This is a genomic window from Mycobacterium sp. (assembly GCF_035697385.1).
Lineage (GTDB): Bacteria > Actinomycetota > Actinomycetes > Mycobacteriales > Mycobacteriaceae > Mycobacterium.
The window spans coordinates 18765-31546 of the sequence record NZ_DASSCY010000340.1; the positions used below are offsets into that span (position 1 = coordinate 18765).

Consider the following 12782-nt stretch of genomic DNA (forward strand, 5'->3'; position numbering starts at 1 on the left):
CCCGTCATCTTTCCTACTCTCGGTGCGATTTTCTTCCTGGACCTCGGAGCGAAGCTCCCCTGGCTGCTGCTCGCCGGAAGAAACTAGAGCTGCGGGCCTTCGGCGCGTAGGTCGTCCACGCTGCGCATCGCGTCGCGCAGCTTGCCCAGCCATTCGTCGGCGTGCTCCCCGACGAGCCTGACCGACCAGGCCAGCGCGTCGGACCGGGACCGCGCCACCCCGGCGTCGACAAGGGTGTCGAGGACCTGACGCTCGGGCTGGCGCAACCGCGTCATGACCGGTACGGCGATGTGGGTGAACAGGATTCGTTCGTAGTTGTCGTCACCCACCGCGCCGATTTCGACGCCCCACGCCACCTTGCGGCCGTAGCGGTCCTCGGCTTCGTCGGCGATGCGCATGCGCTCGGAGCGCGTTTCCTCGCGGAAGCGGGCGACGCGTCCAGAGGCGTGGGCTTCGCTTTCGGGTGTCTCTGAGCCCTCGGCTTCCGGCAAACGGCCGATGACAGTGATTTCTTCGCGGTCGACGACGACCTTCGGGTCGCCGGCGAACCATCCGTCGGGCAGGCGACCGGCGAACCAGTCGGCTGCGTCGCTCGCGTCGGGTTGCTGTGCCTGTTGCCAACCGCCGGGGCGGCCTGACCGTCGGCCATGGAGATGATGTCTCATGCTTACATGATTACACCGTTACACAACTGATGTAACCGTGTTCACTCGAAGCGAAGAAGCACGCGAAGCCATCGGATCTTCCCAGCACGTTGATAGTGGAACTTGACTTGTTGTTGGGTTTTCCCAACAATTAGATGTATGAGTCCAGTACGGCGAGGGAACACACTCCCTATCCACAACCGCATCGGCGTGCTGCGCGCCGAGCGGCGGATGAGTCGGGCAGAGCTTGCCGCCGCCATCGACGTCAACCCGCAGACGGTCGGCGCATTGGAACGCGGCGACCATTACCCGAGCCTCGACTTGGCGTTTCGCATCTGCGATGTCTTCGGGCTGCCCGTCGAGGCCGTGTTTTCGCGCAGCGAGTTCACCCCACTGTCCACCGAGCTCTATCGACGGAATCCACGCGACGAAGGAGGTTGGACCCGTGACTGATCCGACAATGCACAGCGAGCGCAATCTGATTGACAGATACCAGCATTACCGCGCTCGACGCTTCCTCAAGCACGAGCGCATGTGGGCGAAGGCTCTGCCAAGTTGGCGGACCCAAGCGCGCCGGCGAGCCTTGGTCGTTGGCCTTGCCGTCACATTTGCGTTCATGTTCGGCGTCAGCGTTGTGTGCGCCTTCGGTATTGAGTGGGCGCCACTGCTGTGGTTCCCGGCCAGCCTGATCTTCTACCCGTTGTGGTTCACCTTGCAGGTGGTGTCGGGCAGGCAGGGCGACGCGCCTTCGGCGACGCTGGACGAGTTCGAGATGCAGCAACGCAACAGCGCGCGATCGATCGGTTTGACGATCACCCAGTACCTGATGTTGGTCCCGATCTTTTATTTGATTTTCGGCGCGGTGATCACGCACGGCACCGATACCAACATGGCATACGCGGGCGGTTTGATGGCAACGACGGTGCTGCTGATCGGGGGCAGCACGCCAGCCATGATCCTGGGCTGGAGCCGGCCGGATCCCGAGCCCGAAAACGAGACCGCGTGAGGAAGGTTCGCGCGGCCTACTTCTTCTTCATGAGCAGGACGGCGCCGCCGCCGACGACCATCCCGATCAGCAGCAGCACAGCCAGGGCCGGGCTGACGAACCACCACACGAGGCCGAGCGCGATGATCGCCGGCGACGCAACGAAGAGCACCATGCCCGGGTGCTGCTTGATGACCGCGAGGGCGCTTTGCGCCCGGACCCGGTCGATTTCCTTTGCCATGCCACAAGAATGCCAGTGGTTGCCCTAGTTTGGTTCCCATGACAGGAACAGGACCTGGAAGCTGGCAACCCGATCCCGAAGGCCGTTACGACTACCGCTGGTGGGACGGGCAGCATTGGACCGATCAGATCTCCCATCAAGGCCAGGCCGGCCGTGCTCCGATGGGCGGGCAACCGCAGGGGCCACAGGCACAAGGCGGTCCACCCCAGCCCCAAGGCGGTGCGCCCCAGCACCAGGCGACTGCGATGGGGCAGCCTTCCGGTGACGGTTTCGCCGGAATCACCGGCGATCTCGTCGACGGGCGGTTCAGCGAAAAGGAAGCCAAGCCGATCGCGAACCAGAATGCCAAGCTGCTGCGCGTTCGCCTCGGCGAACCGTTCATGGCACGGCAGGGGTCGATGGTGGCCTACCAAGGCAATGTGGACTTCGCGTTCGAAGGTGGTGGCGCGGGGAAGTTCCTCAAGAAGGCGCTAACCGGCGAGGGTCTGCCGTTGATGCGGTGCCAAGGACAGGGTGACGTGTTCCTCGCCGAGCGAGCCAACGACGTGCATCTGCTGAATCTCACGAACTCCGGCCTGTCGATCAGCGGCAAGAACGTGCTTGCGTTCTCGTCGAGCCTGGACTGGAACATCGAGCGGGTGAAGGGCGGCAGCATCGCGACCGGAGGTTTGTTCAACACAACCCTGCGCGGCACGGGGTGGGTGGCGCTGACGACCGACGGCCCGCCGGTGGTCCTCAATGCGGCGGAAGCACCGACCTTCGCCGACACCAACGCGGTGGTGGCATGGTCGGCGAACCTGCAGACGCAACTGAAGACGAGTTTCAAGGCGGGAGCGCTGATCGGCCGCGGGTCAGGCGAAGCGGTTCAGGTGTCGTTCTACGGCCAGGGCTTCGTCATCGTGCAGCCGTCGGAGGGCATGCCCCAGGTCGCGACCCAGTAGGTCACAACTCGAGGAGCACCGTCACCGGCCCGTCGTTGACGAGTTCGACGTGCATATGAGCACCGAACACGCCGGTTTCCACGTGTGCGCCCAGCCGCCGCAGCGCGTCGGCGAACGCGGACACCAGGGGTTCGGCGACCGCGCCGCGCGCCGCGGCGTTCCAGGTCGGACGCCGCCCCTTGGCAGTGTTGGCGTACAAGGTGAACTGACTGACGACCAGGATCGGGGCGTTGACATCGCTTGCCGATTTCTCGTCGTCGAGAATCCTTAGTTGCCAAAGCTTTTCGGCAAGGCGCTGCGCCTTGTCAGTGTCGTCGGTGTGCGTGACGCCGACGAGGGCGAGCAGCCCTTGGCCGTCCGGGCGCACAGCACCGACCACCTGCCCGTCGACGGTCACCGCCGCTGACGTGACTCGTTGCACCAGAACGCGCATGGTCGCCGATGCTACGCACAGCCTCGCGCTAGGGGCTTTATCAAATCTTCATCGAAGGCCTAGTTAAGCCTTATCGGCGCTGGGAAAACTGGGAAATGTACTGCGGCACGAGAACGGAGGGCGGCTGGTGAGCGATCGGCGACGGAAGCGCTATTGGTTCGCCGCTACTGCGGTAGTCGGCGCCGCGGCGCTGGTACTCACTGCATGCAGTGGCACCGCCGCGCCGCCTGAGCCCCAGGTGATAAGCGACAAGGGCACGCCGTTCGGCGATCTGCTCGTCCCCAAACTGCAGGCATCAGTGACGGACGGAGCCATCGGTGTCCCCGTGGACTCTCCTGTCACCGTCAACGCCGGCGACGGCGTACTCGGCGCGGTCAGCTTGATCAACGAAGAGGGCCAACCCGTGAACGGGAAGCTCAGCCCGGACGGCCTGACATGGGCGTCCGCCGAACCGCTGGGCTACAACAAGGAATACACGCTCACCGCAGAGACACTCGGGTTGGGCGGCGTGGCGCGTAATCGCATGACGTTCCAGACCCATTCCCCCGAAAACCTGACAATGCCGTACGTCTTGCCGAACGACGGCGAGGTGGTCGGCGTCGGCCAGCCGATCGCGGTTCGGTTCGACGAGAACATCCCTGATCGCCTGGCAGCTCAGCGAGCCATCAAGGTGACAACCAACCCTCCGGCGGACGGAGCGTTCTACTGGCTGAACGACCGCGAAGTCCGTTGGCGCCCAGAGAATTACTGGAAGCCCGGCACGACCGTGGACGTCCAGGTCAAGACGTACGGCGTCGACATGGGCGACGGCCTTTTTGGCCAGGAGGACGTCACGACGCGGTTCACCATCGGCGACGAGGTGATCGCGACCGCCGACGATGCCACCAAGACGATGACCGTGCGGATCAACGGCCAAGTCGTCAAGACCATGCCAATCTCCATGGGTAAGAACAGCACCCCGACGAGCAACGGCAAGTACATCGTCGGCGATCGCTACTCATTTCTGGTCATGGACTCATCGACATATGGTGTGCCGGTCAACTCGCCGGACGGGTATCGCACGGAGGTCGAGTGGGCGACTCAGATGTCGTACAGCGGCATCTACGTGCACTCTGCGCCGTGGTCAGTCGGCAGCCAGGGCCGTAGCAATGTCAGCCACGGCTGCCTGAACGTCAACCCCACCAATGCACTCTGGTTCTACAACAACACCAAACGCGGCGACATCGTGGAAGTCGTCAACACCGTGGGCTCGACACTGCCTGGCACCGATGGTCTCGGCGACTGGAACATTCCATGGGAGCAATGGCGAGCGGGCAACGCAAGCCTCTGATTTCGTTGCACGTAGCAGGACCGTAGACCCCCGTGTTGATACCCTGCGGGGGTATCGTCGGGCCATGAAACTCAATGCGATCGAACGTGCGGCGATGAACAACCCGGTTCGCGCTGCGCACCAGCACCATCGAGAAGCGGCATGGTTTCGGCGGCTGGCAGGCGGCGCGTTGTCGGGACAGCATGTGCTCGAAGTGGGCTGCGGCCGCGGGGTGGGCGCGGAAGTGATCCTCGACCGCCTCGGTGCGGCAAAAGTGACGGCCTTCGATCTCGACGACTCCATGGTGGAGATGGCGCGAAAGCGGCTGCATGCCCGACCGGTGTCACTCTCGGTCGGCGACGCATGCGCCATAGCCGAGCCGGCCGGCGCCGTCGACACCGTCGTGGACTTCGGCATCATCCATCACATTCCAGACTGGCAGCAGTCGATAGCAGAGATTGCTCGCGTGCTTAAGCCCGGCGGCTTGCTGCTGTTCGAGGAAGTCCCCCGCCATCTGCTCGACACCTGGGCGTTCCGCACCTTCACCGTACATCCGCGTGAGAACCGGTTCGAGGCAGCCGAATTCGGCGCCGAACTGGCCCGGCATGGACTGCACGGCACCGGGCGGATCGAAAGCCATCTCGGCGGGATGGTGTTTGTCGGCGCGGCGCGCAAGACCTGAGATCCATGGCGCGGCGACGGGACTTCAGTTCGCGATCGCCGACTTGAACCGCCTGAGCCGCAGGCTGTTGCTGACCACGAACACCGACGAGAACGCCATTGCGGCACCGGCCAGCATCGGGTTGAGCAGGCCCGCGGCCGCGAGCGGCAATGCCGCGACGTTGTACGCGAACGCCCAGAACAAGTTGCCCTTGATCGTGGCTAACGTCCTGCGCGACAGCCGGATTGCGTCGGGAACCGCTAGCAGATCTCCCCGCACCAGCGTGAGGTCGCTGGCCTCGATCGCGACGTCGGTGCCGGTTCCCATGGCGAGGCCGAGATCGGCCTGGGCCAGCGCTGCCGCGTCGTTGACGCCATCGCCGACCATGGCCACCACCTTGCCTTTGGCCTGCAGCCGCTTGACGGTTTCCACCTTGTCTTTGGGCAGTACTTCGGCGACCACATCGTCGATGCCGACCTGCTCGGCAATCGTTCGAGCGGCAGCCTCGTTATCGCCGGTGAGCATGATCGGCGTCAATCCAAGCGCGCGAAGCTGTCGCACCGCCTCGGCCGACGTCGGCTTCACCGCATCCGCTACGACGAGGACACCGCGGGCCTTGCCGTCCCATCCGACAGCGACCGCCGTCTTGCCCTCGGCTTCGGCTTGATGCATCGACTGTGCCACCGACTCCGGAAGGTGTTGCGACCAGTCTGCGAGAAGTCGTTGCCTGCCGACCACCACAGCACGGCCGTCGACGACGCCCTGCACACCTAGACCTTCGAGGTTGGTGAACCCCTCGACCGACGGCAGGTCGCCGACTTTTTCGCGGGCTCCGTTGGCGACCGCTCTTGCGATGGGGTGCTCGGAGGCGTCCTCGAGAGCACCAGCCAGTCGCAGTACCTCGTCCGGCTGCTCTCCGTCGGCGGTGAGCACGTCGAGAAGCGTCATCGTTCCCGTCGTGATCGTGCCGGTCTTGTCGAGCACGATCGTGTCGATCCGCCGGGTCGACTCCAGCACTTCGGGCCCTTTGATGAGGATTCCGAGCTGCGCACCACGTCCGGTGCCCACCATCAACGCGGTAGGTGTCGCCAGCCCCAGGGCACACGGGCAGGCGATGATCAGCACCGCGACGGCAGCGGTGAACGCGGCGGCTATCGACCCGCCGGTACCGATCCAGAAGCCAAGCGTTGCCACCGACAGGGCGATGACGATGGGCACGAAGATCCCCGAAATCCTGTCCGCCAGCCGCTGCGCCTGCGCCTTACCGGTTTGTGCGTCCTCGACAAGCTTGGCCATCTGCGCCAGCTGGGTATCAGAACCAATCCGGTTGGCGCGCACTACAAGCCGCCCGCCGACATTGACGGTCGCCCCGACCACCTGGTCGTCCGGGCCGACCTCCACCGGCACCGACTCCCCGGTGAGCATCGACGCGTCCACAGCCGACGAGCCTTCGATCACCACACCGTCGGTGGCGATCTTCTCACCGGGCCGCACCACGAATTCGTCGCCTACCGAGAGTTGGTCGATCGGAATTCGTTGTTCCGCACCGTTCTTGCGCACCGCGACGTCCTTGGCGCCGAGCTCGAGCAGCGCCCGCAGCGCGGCGCCGGCTCGCCGCTTGGAGCGGGCCTCGAAATATCGCCCCGCGAGGATGAACGTCGTCACGCCTGCGGCCGCCTCGAGATAGATATTCCCGGTGCCGTCGGTACGGGCGATGGTGAGCTCGAACGGGTGCGTCATGCCGGCCATCCCGGCGGTGCCCCAAAACAGTGCGTAGATCGACCAGCCGAAGGCGGCGAGCGTGCCCATCGAGATCAGCGTGTCCATGGTGGCAGTGCCGTGGCGCAAGTTGGACCAGGCCGCCCTGTGGAAAGGCAGCGCACCCCACACCACCACCGGCGCGGCCAGTGTGAGCGACAGCCACTGCCAGTTGGTGAACTGCAGGGTGGGAACCATGGCCATCGCGATGACCGGCACGGTGAGCACCAGCGAAATGAGCAGTCTCTGGCGCAGCGACGCCGTGGGGTCCTGTTCGCCCCGAAGGACCATGCGATCGTCGGCCTCGGCGACATCGGGCGTCGGCAACTCTGCGGTGTATCCGGCGTCCTCGACCACCGTTACGAGCTGATCTGGTGACACATCACCGACGTAGTTGACGTGCGCCTTCTCGGTCGCGAAATTGACTGTCGCGATGACTCCGTCGATCTTGTTCAGCTTCTTCTCGATGCGGGCCGCGCAGGAGGCACACGTCATTCCGCCGATCTGCAGTTCGATCTGCCCGGTTGATGGGGTGTCGGTCACGGAAGTCATCGTGTCGTCCTCAGCGGTCATGTAGTCAGTGGCCGTGTCCGGCCGTCGCTGGCGCCTGGCTTGGTGTCGGCGCTGTCAGCTGGACGGATTCGGTCGAGCCGACTGACACCGTGAATTCAGCGGTTCGCACTACGCCGTCGTGCTTGAAGTCCAAGAAGAGCCGGTAATCGCCATTGCTCGGAACGGTTGTGTGGAAGCCGATCTCAGGCCCCGCGGGTGTCTTGCCGTCGCCCGGCTCACCCATCGGGTGCACGTGCAGATAGGCAAGGTCGGATGTCCGCAACGCCACCAGGTGTCCGTAAGCGCCCAAATAGGGCTGCAGATCGGTCACCGGCTTGCCGTTGCGGCTGACGGACAGGGTGAGCATTGAGGCCTCATTGGCCGTGGGCGTCCCGCTCAGCGTGACGGTGTATCCGTCGACGACGGCGGTGTCCTTGCCTACTGGCAACGGCCGAGGATCGTAATTGCCGGCGACGTGCAAGTCCGTGCCGAGCGTCAACGCCTCACCACCGGCGGGCACGAAGTCAGCGAATACACGGTAGTCACCGGCTCTGCTCAGATCGATTGGGACGCTCCATGTTCCGCTTGCATCGAGTACCGGATGCACATGCTGAAAACCGACCATGTCGCGGCGGACGACGATCAAATGCAATAGCTTCTCGTGGCTCTCCGTATACCGCGTCACCGCAGCGCCAGTGGAGTCGGTGATCCGGAAGCGCAGCGGCACATTATTTCCCGCGTTGACGCGGGTCTGCGCCAGCTCGAGCGTGTAGCCCTTGTCGATCGACATCAGACCCCCGGGAAGTTCGTCGGTGGCCGCATCGTCCGCAGCAGTCGACATCTCGTCATGGGCTTGGGTCGATTCGGTGGCGCCGCCGCCATCGGGGCCGAGGAATGCGCCGATCCCGATAGCGGCAGCGAACACCACGACGAGGCCGAGGATGAAGCCTGCGAACTTCTTCGGTGCAGTCATGGGCGTCCTCCCCCTCGTCTTGGTCGCTTGTCAGCTGGCCAGCTGATAGCCGGCCTCTTCGATCGCGTCTTTGATGGCATCGGCCTGGATCGGTGCCTCGCTGTCGATGGTCACCTTGCCGCTCGCCAAATCGACGTTGACCCCGGTCACGCCCGAAATGTTCTCGACCTCTTCGCGGACGGAGGTCACGCAATGGCCGCAGGTCATCCCGGTGACATTCACGGTCATGGAGCTCATGTCAGACCTTTCTCGAGTCGTTGGTCGTATCCGCACACCACCTTCATATCATACCCCCCTAGGGTATTATATCGCTACGTCTTGATCGGCATTCTGCGGTCATACCGTAGTGGGGTACCGTATCGCCCCGAATCAAGCATCGGCGCGCTGGGCGATCGACATCAGCGGCTGCGCGTGGCCGGTAGGCGCGTCGGGCGCACTTAGTCCGTCGGCGATAGACACCACCAGTCCGCCGAGCATGAACGCAATGATCGCCGCAATGAGCCCCCCGGTGCTCAGCGACGGAATGTACCGACGAGCACCGCTCGATTCGCCACTGCCATGGTATTCGTGCGTCAGCGCGTGACCCTTGCCCTTCTGCAACAGGTAGCGGTTCACCGGATAGGCCGCGAAGAAGGCAGCGGTAAGCGCAATCATCATGCCAATCCAGAAGATTGGATTGACCAGGCCGGCGTTCATGGCGCCGGGGATTACTGCCATAACGACGTTGTCGACGATCTCCATCGTCAAGATCGACAGCGTGTCGGCCGCCAAAACGACGCTCAACGCAGTGCCAATCGCCAGCCCGGCCTTGAGCAACGGCAGTGTGGAAAGTGAATATCCGAACAGAAAGGCCAGGGCGACAGCCAAAGCGATCGTCGCGATATTGGTCAGCCCGATGGCCGTGCCGATCATCAGGCCAACGATTTCACCGATGGCGCAGCCAGTGAGGCAGTGCAGCGTCGCGCTCAAGGCCATCGCGTTGACGTTGCCTTTCATGCCGTGATTGTCGTGCGCCCCGGGGTGGCGGTCACCGTGATGACCCCCGTCATGGGCGTGGTGGTCCTGGTTGTCGGACTGAATGCTCATTGCTTCTCCTTCCGGCTCGGACCGCTGTACTCGTATACCCTACCCGGGTACCCGTATGGCAGGATGACACACCACGAAACGTGAATCGGTCTACGTTTTGTGAAGATTTGCTCAATCCTGAGCCGTTGCGATCAGCCCGGCGACGAATCAGTGGGCGGCCGGGCACGATGAGGGGCATGGAGCGCATGCCGGACCCACGGCAGGGATATCGGGCATTGGTGGTCGACGACGAAGTGGCGTTGACGAGGGTCATTGCCAGTTACCTCGAACGCGACCACTTCGAGGTCAGCGTCGCCCACAACGGGCATGACGCCCTCGCGGTCGCACGCGAGATCAACCCCGATGTCGTGGTGCTTGATCTGGCATTGCCTGGCATCGATGGCCTCGAGGCATGCCGTCAGCTGCGTACATTCTCCGACGCCTACGTCGTGATGTTGACCGCCCGCGACACCGAAGTCGACACGATCATCGGCTTGTCGGTCGGCGCCGACGACTACGTGACCAAACCGTTCAGTCCGCGCGAGTTGGTCGCGCGGATCCGTGCCATGCTGCGGCGGCCGCGAACGGCCTCGGCCAGCAGCACCTCCGACGCGGGGTTGGACGAACCCCCACCACGGATGTTCGGCGACCTGAAAATTGACGTCGCCGGACGCCAGGTCTTCATCGGCGACGAGCCAGTCACGTTGACCCGCACCGAATTCGACGTGCTGGCGGCGCTGTCGTCACGGCCCGGCGTTGTCTTCAGCCGGCGCCAACTCCTCGAAACGGTTTGGGCGCAAACATATGTCGGCAACGAACATCTCGTCGATGTCCACATCGGCCATCTGCGGCGCAAGCTGGGCGACGACCCCGCGGCACCTCGATATGTGATCACGGTGCGTGGTGTCGGATACCGGATGGGAAGCGGACAGTGAGATTTCTACGAGGTCGCGGGATCGGCGTGCGACTTCTCCTCGCGCAGACGATGGTCTTGCTCGCCGGCGCCGCAACCACGTGGATCGTCGCCACCATCGTCGGCCCGCCCCTGTTCCGCGAACACCTGCACCGCGCTGGGGTGCCTGCCGAATCCAGCGAGCAGGCTCACGCCGAGGAGGCGTATACCTATGCCACGGTCATCTCGATCGGAGTGGCGCTGGGTGTATCGGCGTTGGCGGCACTCGCAGTGACGTGGTACTTCAGTCGACGTCTGCAGCGTTCCGTCACCGATGTGTCGACGGCCGCCGCCGCCGTTGCGGACGGGCACTACGACTCCCGGGTCTCGCCACCGCATCTCGGAGACGACTTCGATGCGCTGGCAATGGCTTTCAACCAGATGGCGGGCAGGCTCGAATCTGTCGAGTCCACCCGCCGGCGACTATTCGGCGACCTCGCCCACGAGATCCGCACACCGGTCTCGGTTCTCGAGGCTTATGTCGAGGCGGTTGAGGATGGCGTGAAAACCCTTGACCGCGAGACGATCGCCATGCTGCGTGATCAAACCCGAAGGCTGGTGCGGTTTTCCGATGACGTCGCAGCGCTGGCGCAGGCCGAAGAATCACACGCGTCAATCACTCCTATCTCGGTAGCTCCCGCCGACTTGGTGGCCACCGCGGTCGCAGCCGTCGCAGACCTCTTCGCGGCCAAAGGCGTAACGCTCACCTCGCAAGCCGGCGAAGGTATGCCACGGCTGTGGGCTGACCAGCACCGGCTGGCGCAGGTGCTGACCAACCTGCTTGATAACGCCCTGCGCCATACTCAGCGAGGTGGACGGGTCGACGTTGCCGCGCGCAGCGACCACGACGCGGTCACCATTACCGTGACCGACGACGGTGACGGCGTCGTGGCAGAACATCTGCCGCATATATTCGAGCGGTTCTATCGAGCGGATGTCGCCCGCGATCGTGACCACGGCGGAGCCGGCATCGGCCTGGCGATCGCCAAGGCATTGGTGGAAGCCCATCGCGGCACTATCACCGCCAGCAGCCGTGGCCCGGGCACCGGTACAACATTCATCGTGACGTTGCCGACCGGCGCACCGGACCCGCAGTTGCGGCTATAGCGATGTGAGGATGCCGTTCATGGTGTCGATCTCCTTCTGCTGAGAGTCAACGATGTTGCGGGCCATCTCAACCGCGGCAGGATACTTACCGTCACGGATTTCATTCTGGGCCATGGTGATTGCGCCCTCGTGATGCTTGATCATCTGCGTGAGGAACAACTTGCTGGCGTCGACACCCTGAGCATTCTGCAAGGCGGTCATGTCCTGCTCGGACATCATGCCGCTACCGCCTGACATCCCCGGCATGTCACCGTGTCCAGGCATATCCATATCTGCCGAAGGCATCGGTGCCATCGGCGGATTGCCCCACCCATCGAGCCAACGCTGCATCTCCGCAATCTCGGGGCCCTGAGCGGCCTTGATCTGTTGGGCCAACTCCGTCACGCGCGGATCAACGCCCTGCTTGGCCAACAGCATGTCGCTCATCTCGATCGCCTGCTCATGGTGCGGAATCATGTGCTGGGAGAACATGACGTCCGCGTCATTGTGTTCCTGGCCGGCGGGCGCAGTGGTTGCAGCTGCCGTTGCACCGGCCGACGTGGTGTGACCCCCGGTGTGCTCAGTGCTGGTAGCGCTATTGCTACAGCCCGCCGCGACAACAAGCGCCACAACCGCGCCCGCACCGATCAGAATCGTTCGTGTCCACATGAGAGATCCCTTCGTCGTCGTGCCTCGCACAGCGGCTACCCACTGCGGTCCGCCCACGTCGAGCTTTCCGACTGCCGATATGGAGCGGCTAGTCGTTCGATGAAGATTCGATAAAGCCATTGACCCGGTGGGGATCGTGACGAGTTGGCGGTCGGGAAGGTGGCTGCCAACCGAAGGTGTCGTCAGTTGCGCACAGGTACACCGCGACGATGTCACCGCCGGGCGCACGAAGCCGACCATGGCAGGCGAAATTGTCGCCAGCACAATCACTTCCGCGCTCGCACCCCAACTACCCAGTCAGATCGAGCGCTAAGGATCGTCGTCTTCGTCGTCGGGTAGTAGGTATTTCTCTGGGTGGTGGTAGTTGTTGACCCGGGTTTGGCCGGTGTCCAGGTGTGGCGGTGGGATCCATTCGGTGCGGCCGTCTTTGCGTTTTCGGGTTGTCCAGCCGCCGGGTTTGACGCGGCGGTTGTCTTTTCCACACGCCAGGGTTTCGTCGGTGATGTCGGTGTG

The 12782-nt window shown here is 63.8% G+C and carries 15 protein-coding genes and 1 pseudogene; 7 read left to right on the forward strand and 9 right to left on the reverse strand.

All coding sequences use genetic code 11. The features are described 5' to 3' along the window. Positions 1–83 precede the first annotated feature (83 nt). Entirely contained in the window at positions 84–665 is a 582-nt protein-coding gene (locus VFH65_RS28635) for a hypothetical protein (protein ID WP_353326403.1), read from the reverse strand. Between the two features lie 138 nt (positions 666–803). Between VFH65_RS28635 and VFH65_RS28640 the strand changes: the two genes are divergently transcribed. Next, positions 804–1097 (forward strand): helix-turn-helix transcriptional regulator, encoded by a 294-nt coding sequence (locus tag VFH65_RS28640; RefSeq protein ID WP_353326405.1) that lies wholly within the window; start codon positions 804–806, stop codon positions 1095–1097. Between the two features lie 7 nt (positions 1098–1104). After that, positions 1105–1650 (forward strand): hypothetical protein, encoded by a 546-nt coding sequence (locus VFH65_RS28645; RefSeq protein WP_353326432.1) that lies wholly within the window; start codon positions 1105–1107, stop codon positions 1648–1650. Between the two features lie 16 nt (positions 1651–1666). Here the strand turns inward: VFH65_RS28645 and VFH65_RS28650 are convergent, their stop codons facing one another. Next, positions 1667–1870: a hypothetical protein gene (locus VFH65_RS28650; RefSeq protein ID WP_353326407.1), complete on the reverse strand. Its 204-nt coding sequence runs from the start codon at positions 1868–1870 to the stop codon at positions 1667–1669. A gap of 38 nt (positions 1871–1908) precedes the next feature. Here VFH65_RS28650 and VFH65_RS28655 point away from each other — a divergent pair, with 38 nt between their 5' ends. Then, on the forward strand, positions 1909–2811 hold the full coding sequence (locus tag VFH65_RS28655) for an AIM24 family protein (RefSeq protein WP_353326409.1): 903 nt from the start codon (positions 1909–1911) through the stop codon (positions 2809–2811). Between the two features lies 1 nt (position 2812). On the opposite strand, the gene dtd is transcribed toward VFH65_RS28655, so the two are convergent. Next, positions 2813–3244 carry a D-aminoacyl-tRNA deacylase gene (dtd, locus tag VFH65_RS28660; protein ID WP_353326411.1) on the reverse strand — a complete coding sequence of 144 codons (432 nt, stop codon included), beginning with the start codon at positions 3242–3244 and terminating at the stop codon, positions 2813–2815. 127 nt (positions 3245–3371) lie between these two features. Here dtd and VFH65_RS28665 point away from each other — a divergent pair, with 127 nt between their 5' ends. Both VFH65_RS28665 and VFH65_RS28670 read left to right on the forward strand, forming a co-directional pair. Further along, positions 3372–4574: a L,D-transpeptidase gene (locus tag VFH65_RS28665; protein ID WP_414688528.1), complete on the forward strand. Its 1203-nt coding sequence runs from the start codon at positions 3372–3374 to the stop codon at positions 4572–4574. A gap of 64 nt (positions 4575–4638) precedes the next feature. Next, positions 4639–5235 (forward strand): class I SAM-dependent methyltransferase, encoded by a 597-nt coding sequence (locus VFH65_RS28670; protein ID WP_353326412.1) that lies wholly within the window; start codon positions 4639–4641, stop codon positions 5233–5235. 24 nt (positions 5236–5259) lie between these two features. On the opposite strand, the gene VFH65_RS28675 is transcribed toward VFH65_RS28670, so the two are convergent. The 4 genes from VFH65_RS28675 to VFH65_RS28690 form a co-directional block, all read right to left on the reverse strand. Then, positions 5260–7524: a heavy metal translocating P-type ATPase gene (locus VFH65_RS28675; protein WP_353326414.1), complete on the reverse strand. Its 2265-nt coding sequence runs from the start codon at positions 7522–7524 to the stop codon at positions 5260–5262. A gap of 25 nt (positions 7525–7549) precedes the next feature. Beyond that, positions 7550–8497: a hypothetical protein gene (locus VFH65_RS28680; RefSeq protein WP_353326416.1), complete on the reverse strand. Its 948-nt coding sequence runs from the start codon at positions 8495–8497 to the stop codon at positions 7550–7552. Positions 8498–8527: 30 nt separating this feature from the next. Further along, positions 8528–8734, reverse strand: coding sequence for a heavy-metal-associated domain-containing protein (locus tag VFH65_RS28685; RefSeq protein ID WP_353326418.1), 207 nt, complete (start codon positions 8732–8734; stop codon positions 8528–8530). Positions 8735–8866: 132 nt separating this feature from the next. After that, the gene (locus VFH65_RS28690; protein WP_353326420.1) at positions 8867–9493 is read right to left on the reverse strand and encodes a DUF4396 domain-containing protein; all 627 of its coding nucleotides are present in this window, start codon (positions 9491–9493) and stop codon (positions 8867–8869) included. Positions 9494–9759: 266 nt separating this feature from the next. On the opposite strand from VFH65_RS28690, the gene VFH65_RS28695 reads away from it, so the two are divergent. Then, positions 9760–10497 carry a response regulator transcription factor gene (locus VFH65_RS28695; protein ID WP_353326422.1) on the forward strand — a complete coding sequence of 246 codons (738 nt, stop codon included), beginning with the start codon at positions 9760–9762 and terminating at the stop codon, positions 10495–10497. Positions 10498–10547: 50 nt separating this feature from the next. Beyond that, a complete protein-coding gene (locus VFH65_RS28700; protein ID WP_353326436.1) occupies positions 10548–11621 on the forward strand; it encodes a HAMP domain-containing sensor histidine kinase in 1074 nt (357 codons plus the stop codon). On the opposite strand, the gene VFH65_RS28705 is transcribed toward VFH65_RS28700, so the two are convergent. Then, a complete protein-coding gene (locus VFH65_RS28705; protein WP_353326424.1) occupies positions 11616–12269 on the reverse strand; it encodes a DUF305 domain-containing protein in 654 nt (217 codons plus the stop codon). The genes VFH65_RS28700 and VFH65_RS28705 overlap by 6 nt on opposite strands. Before the next feature lie 309 nt (positions 12270–12578). Further along, positions 12579–12782, reverse strand: a pseudogene (locus VFH65_RS28710) (HNH endonuclease); the annotation flags it as partial.

What these genes read in the sequence shown, in the direction of transcription:
- VFH65_RS28635 (WP_353326403.1), bottom strand. Translation starts at nt 665, where the DNA reads ATGAGACATCATCTCCATGGCCGACGGTCAGGCCGCCCCGGCGGTTGG.
- VFH65_RS28640 (WP_353326405.1), top strand. Translation starts at nt 804, where the DNA reads ATGAGTCCAGTACGGCGAGGGAACACACTCCCTATCCACAACCGCATC.
- VFH65_RS28645 (WP_353326432.1), top strand. Translation starts at nt 1,105, where the DNA reads ATGCACAGCGAGCGCAATCTGATTGACAGATACCAGCATTACCGCGCT.
- VFH65_RS28650 (WP_353326407.1), bottom strand. Translation starts at nt 1,870, where the DNA reads ATGGCAAAGGAAATCGACCGGGTCCGGGCGCAAAGCGCCCTCGCGGTC.
- VFH65_RS28655 (WP_353326409.1), top strand. Translation starts at nt 1,909, where the DNA reads ATGACAGGAACAGGACCTGGAAGCTGGCAACCCGATCCCGAAGGCCGT.
- dtd (WP_353326411.1), bottom strand. Translation starts at nt 3,244, where the DNA reads ATGCGCGTTCTGGTGCAACGAGTCACGTCAGCGGCGGTGACCGTCGAC.
- VFH65_RS28670 (WP_353326412.1), top strand. Translation starts at nt 4,639, where the DNA reads ATGAAACTCAATGCGATCGAACGTGCGGCGATGAACAACCCGGTTCGC.
- VFH65_RS28675 (WP_353326414.1), bottom strand. Translation starts at nt 7,524, where the DNA reads ATGACTTCCGTGACCGACACCCCATCAACCGGGCAGATCGAACTGCAG.
- VFH65_RS28680 (WP_353326416.1), bottom strand. Translation starts at nt 8,497, where the DNA reads ATGACTGCACCGAAGAAGTTCGCAGGCTTCATCCTCGGCCTCGTCGTG.
- VFH65_RS28685 (WP_353326418.1), bottom strand. Translation starts at nt 8,734, where the DNA reads ATGAGCTCCATGACCGTGAATGTCACCGGGATGACCTGCGGCCATTGC.
- VFH65_RS28690 (WP_353326420.1), bottom strand. Translation starts at nt 9,493, where the DNA reads ATGAAAGGCAACGTCAACGCGATGGCCTTGAGCGCGACGCTGCACTGC.
- VFH65_RS28695 (WP_353326422.1), top strand. Translation starts at nt 9,760, where the DNA reads ATGGAGCGCATGCCGGACCCACGGCAGGGATATCGGGCATTGGTGGTC.
- VFH65_RS28700 (WP_353326436.1), top strand. Translation starts at nt 10,548, where the DNA reads ATGGTCTTGCTCGCCGGCGCCGCAACCACGTGGATCGTCGCCACCATC.
- VFH65_RS28705 (WP_353326424.1), bottom strand. Translation starts at nt 12,269, where the DNA reads ATGTGGACACGAACGATTCTGATCGGTGCGGGCGCGGTTGTGGCGCTT.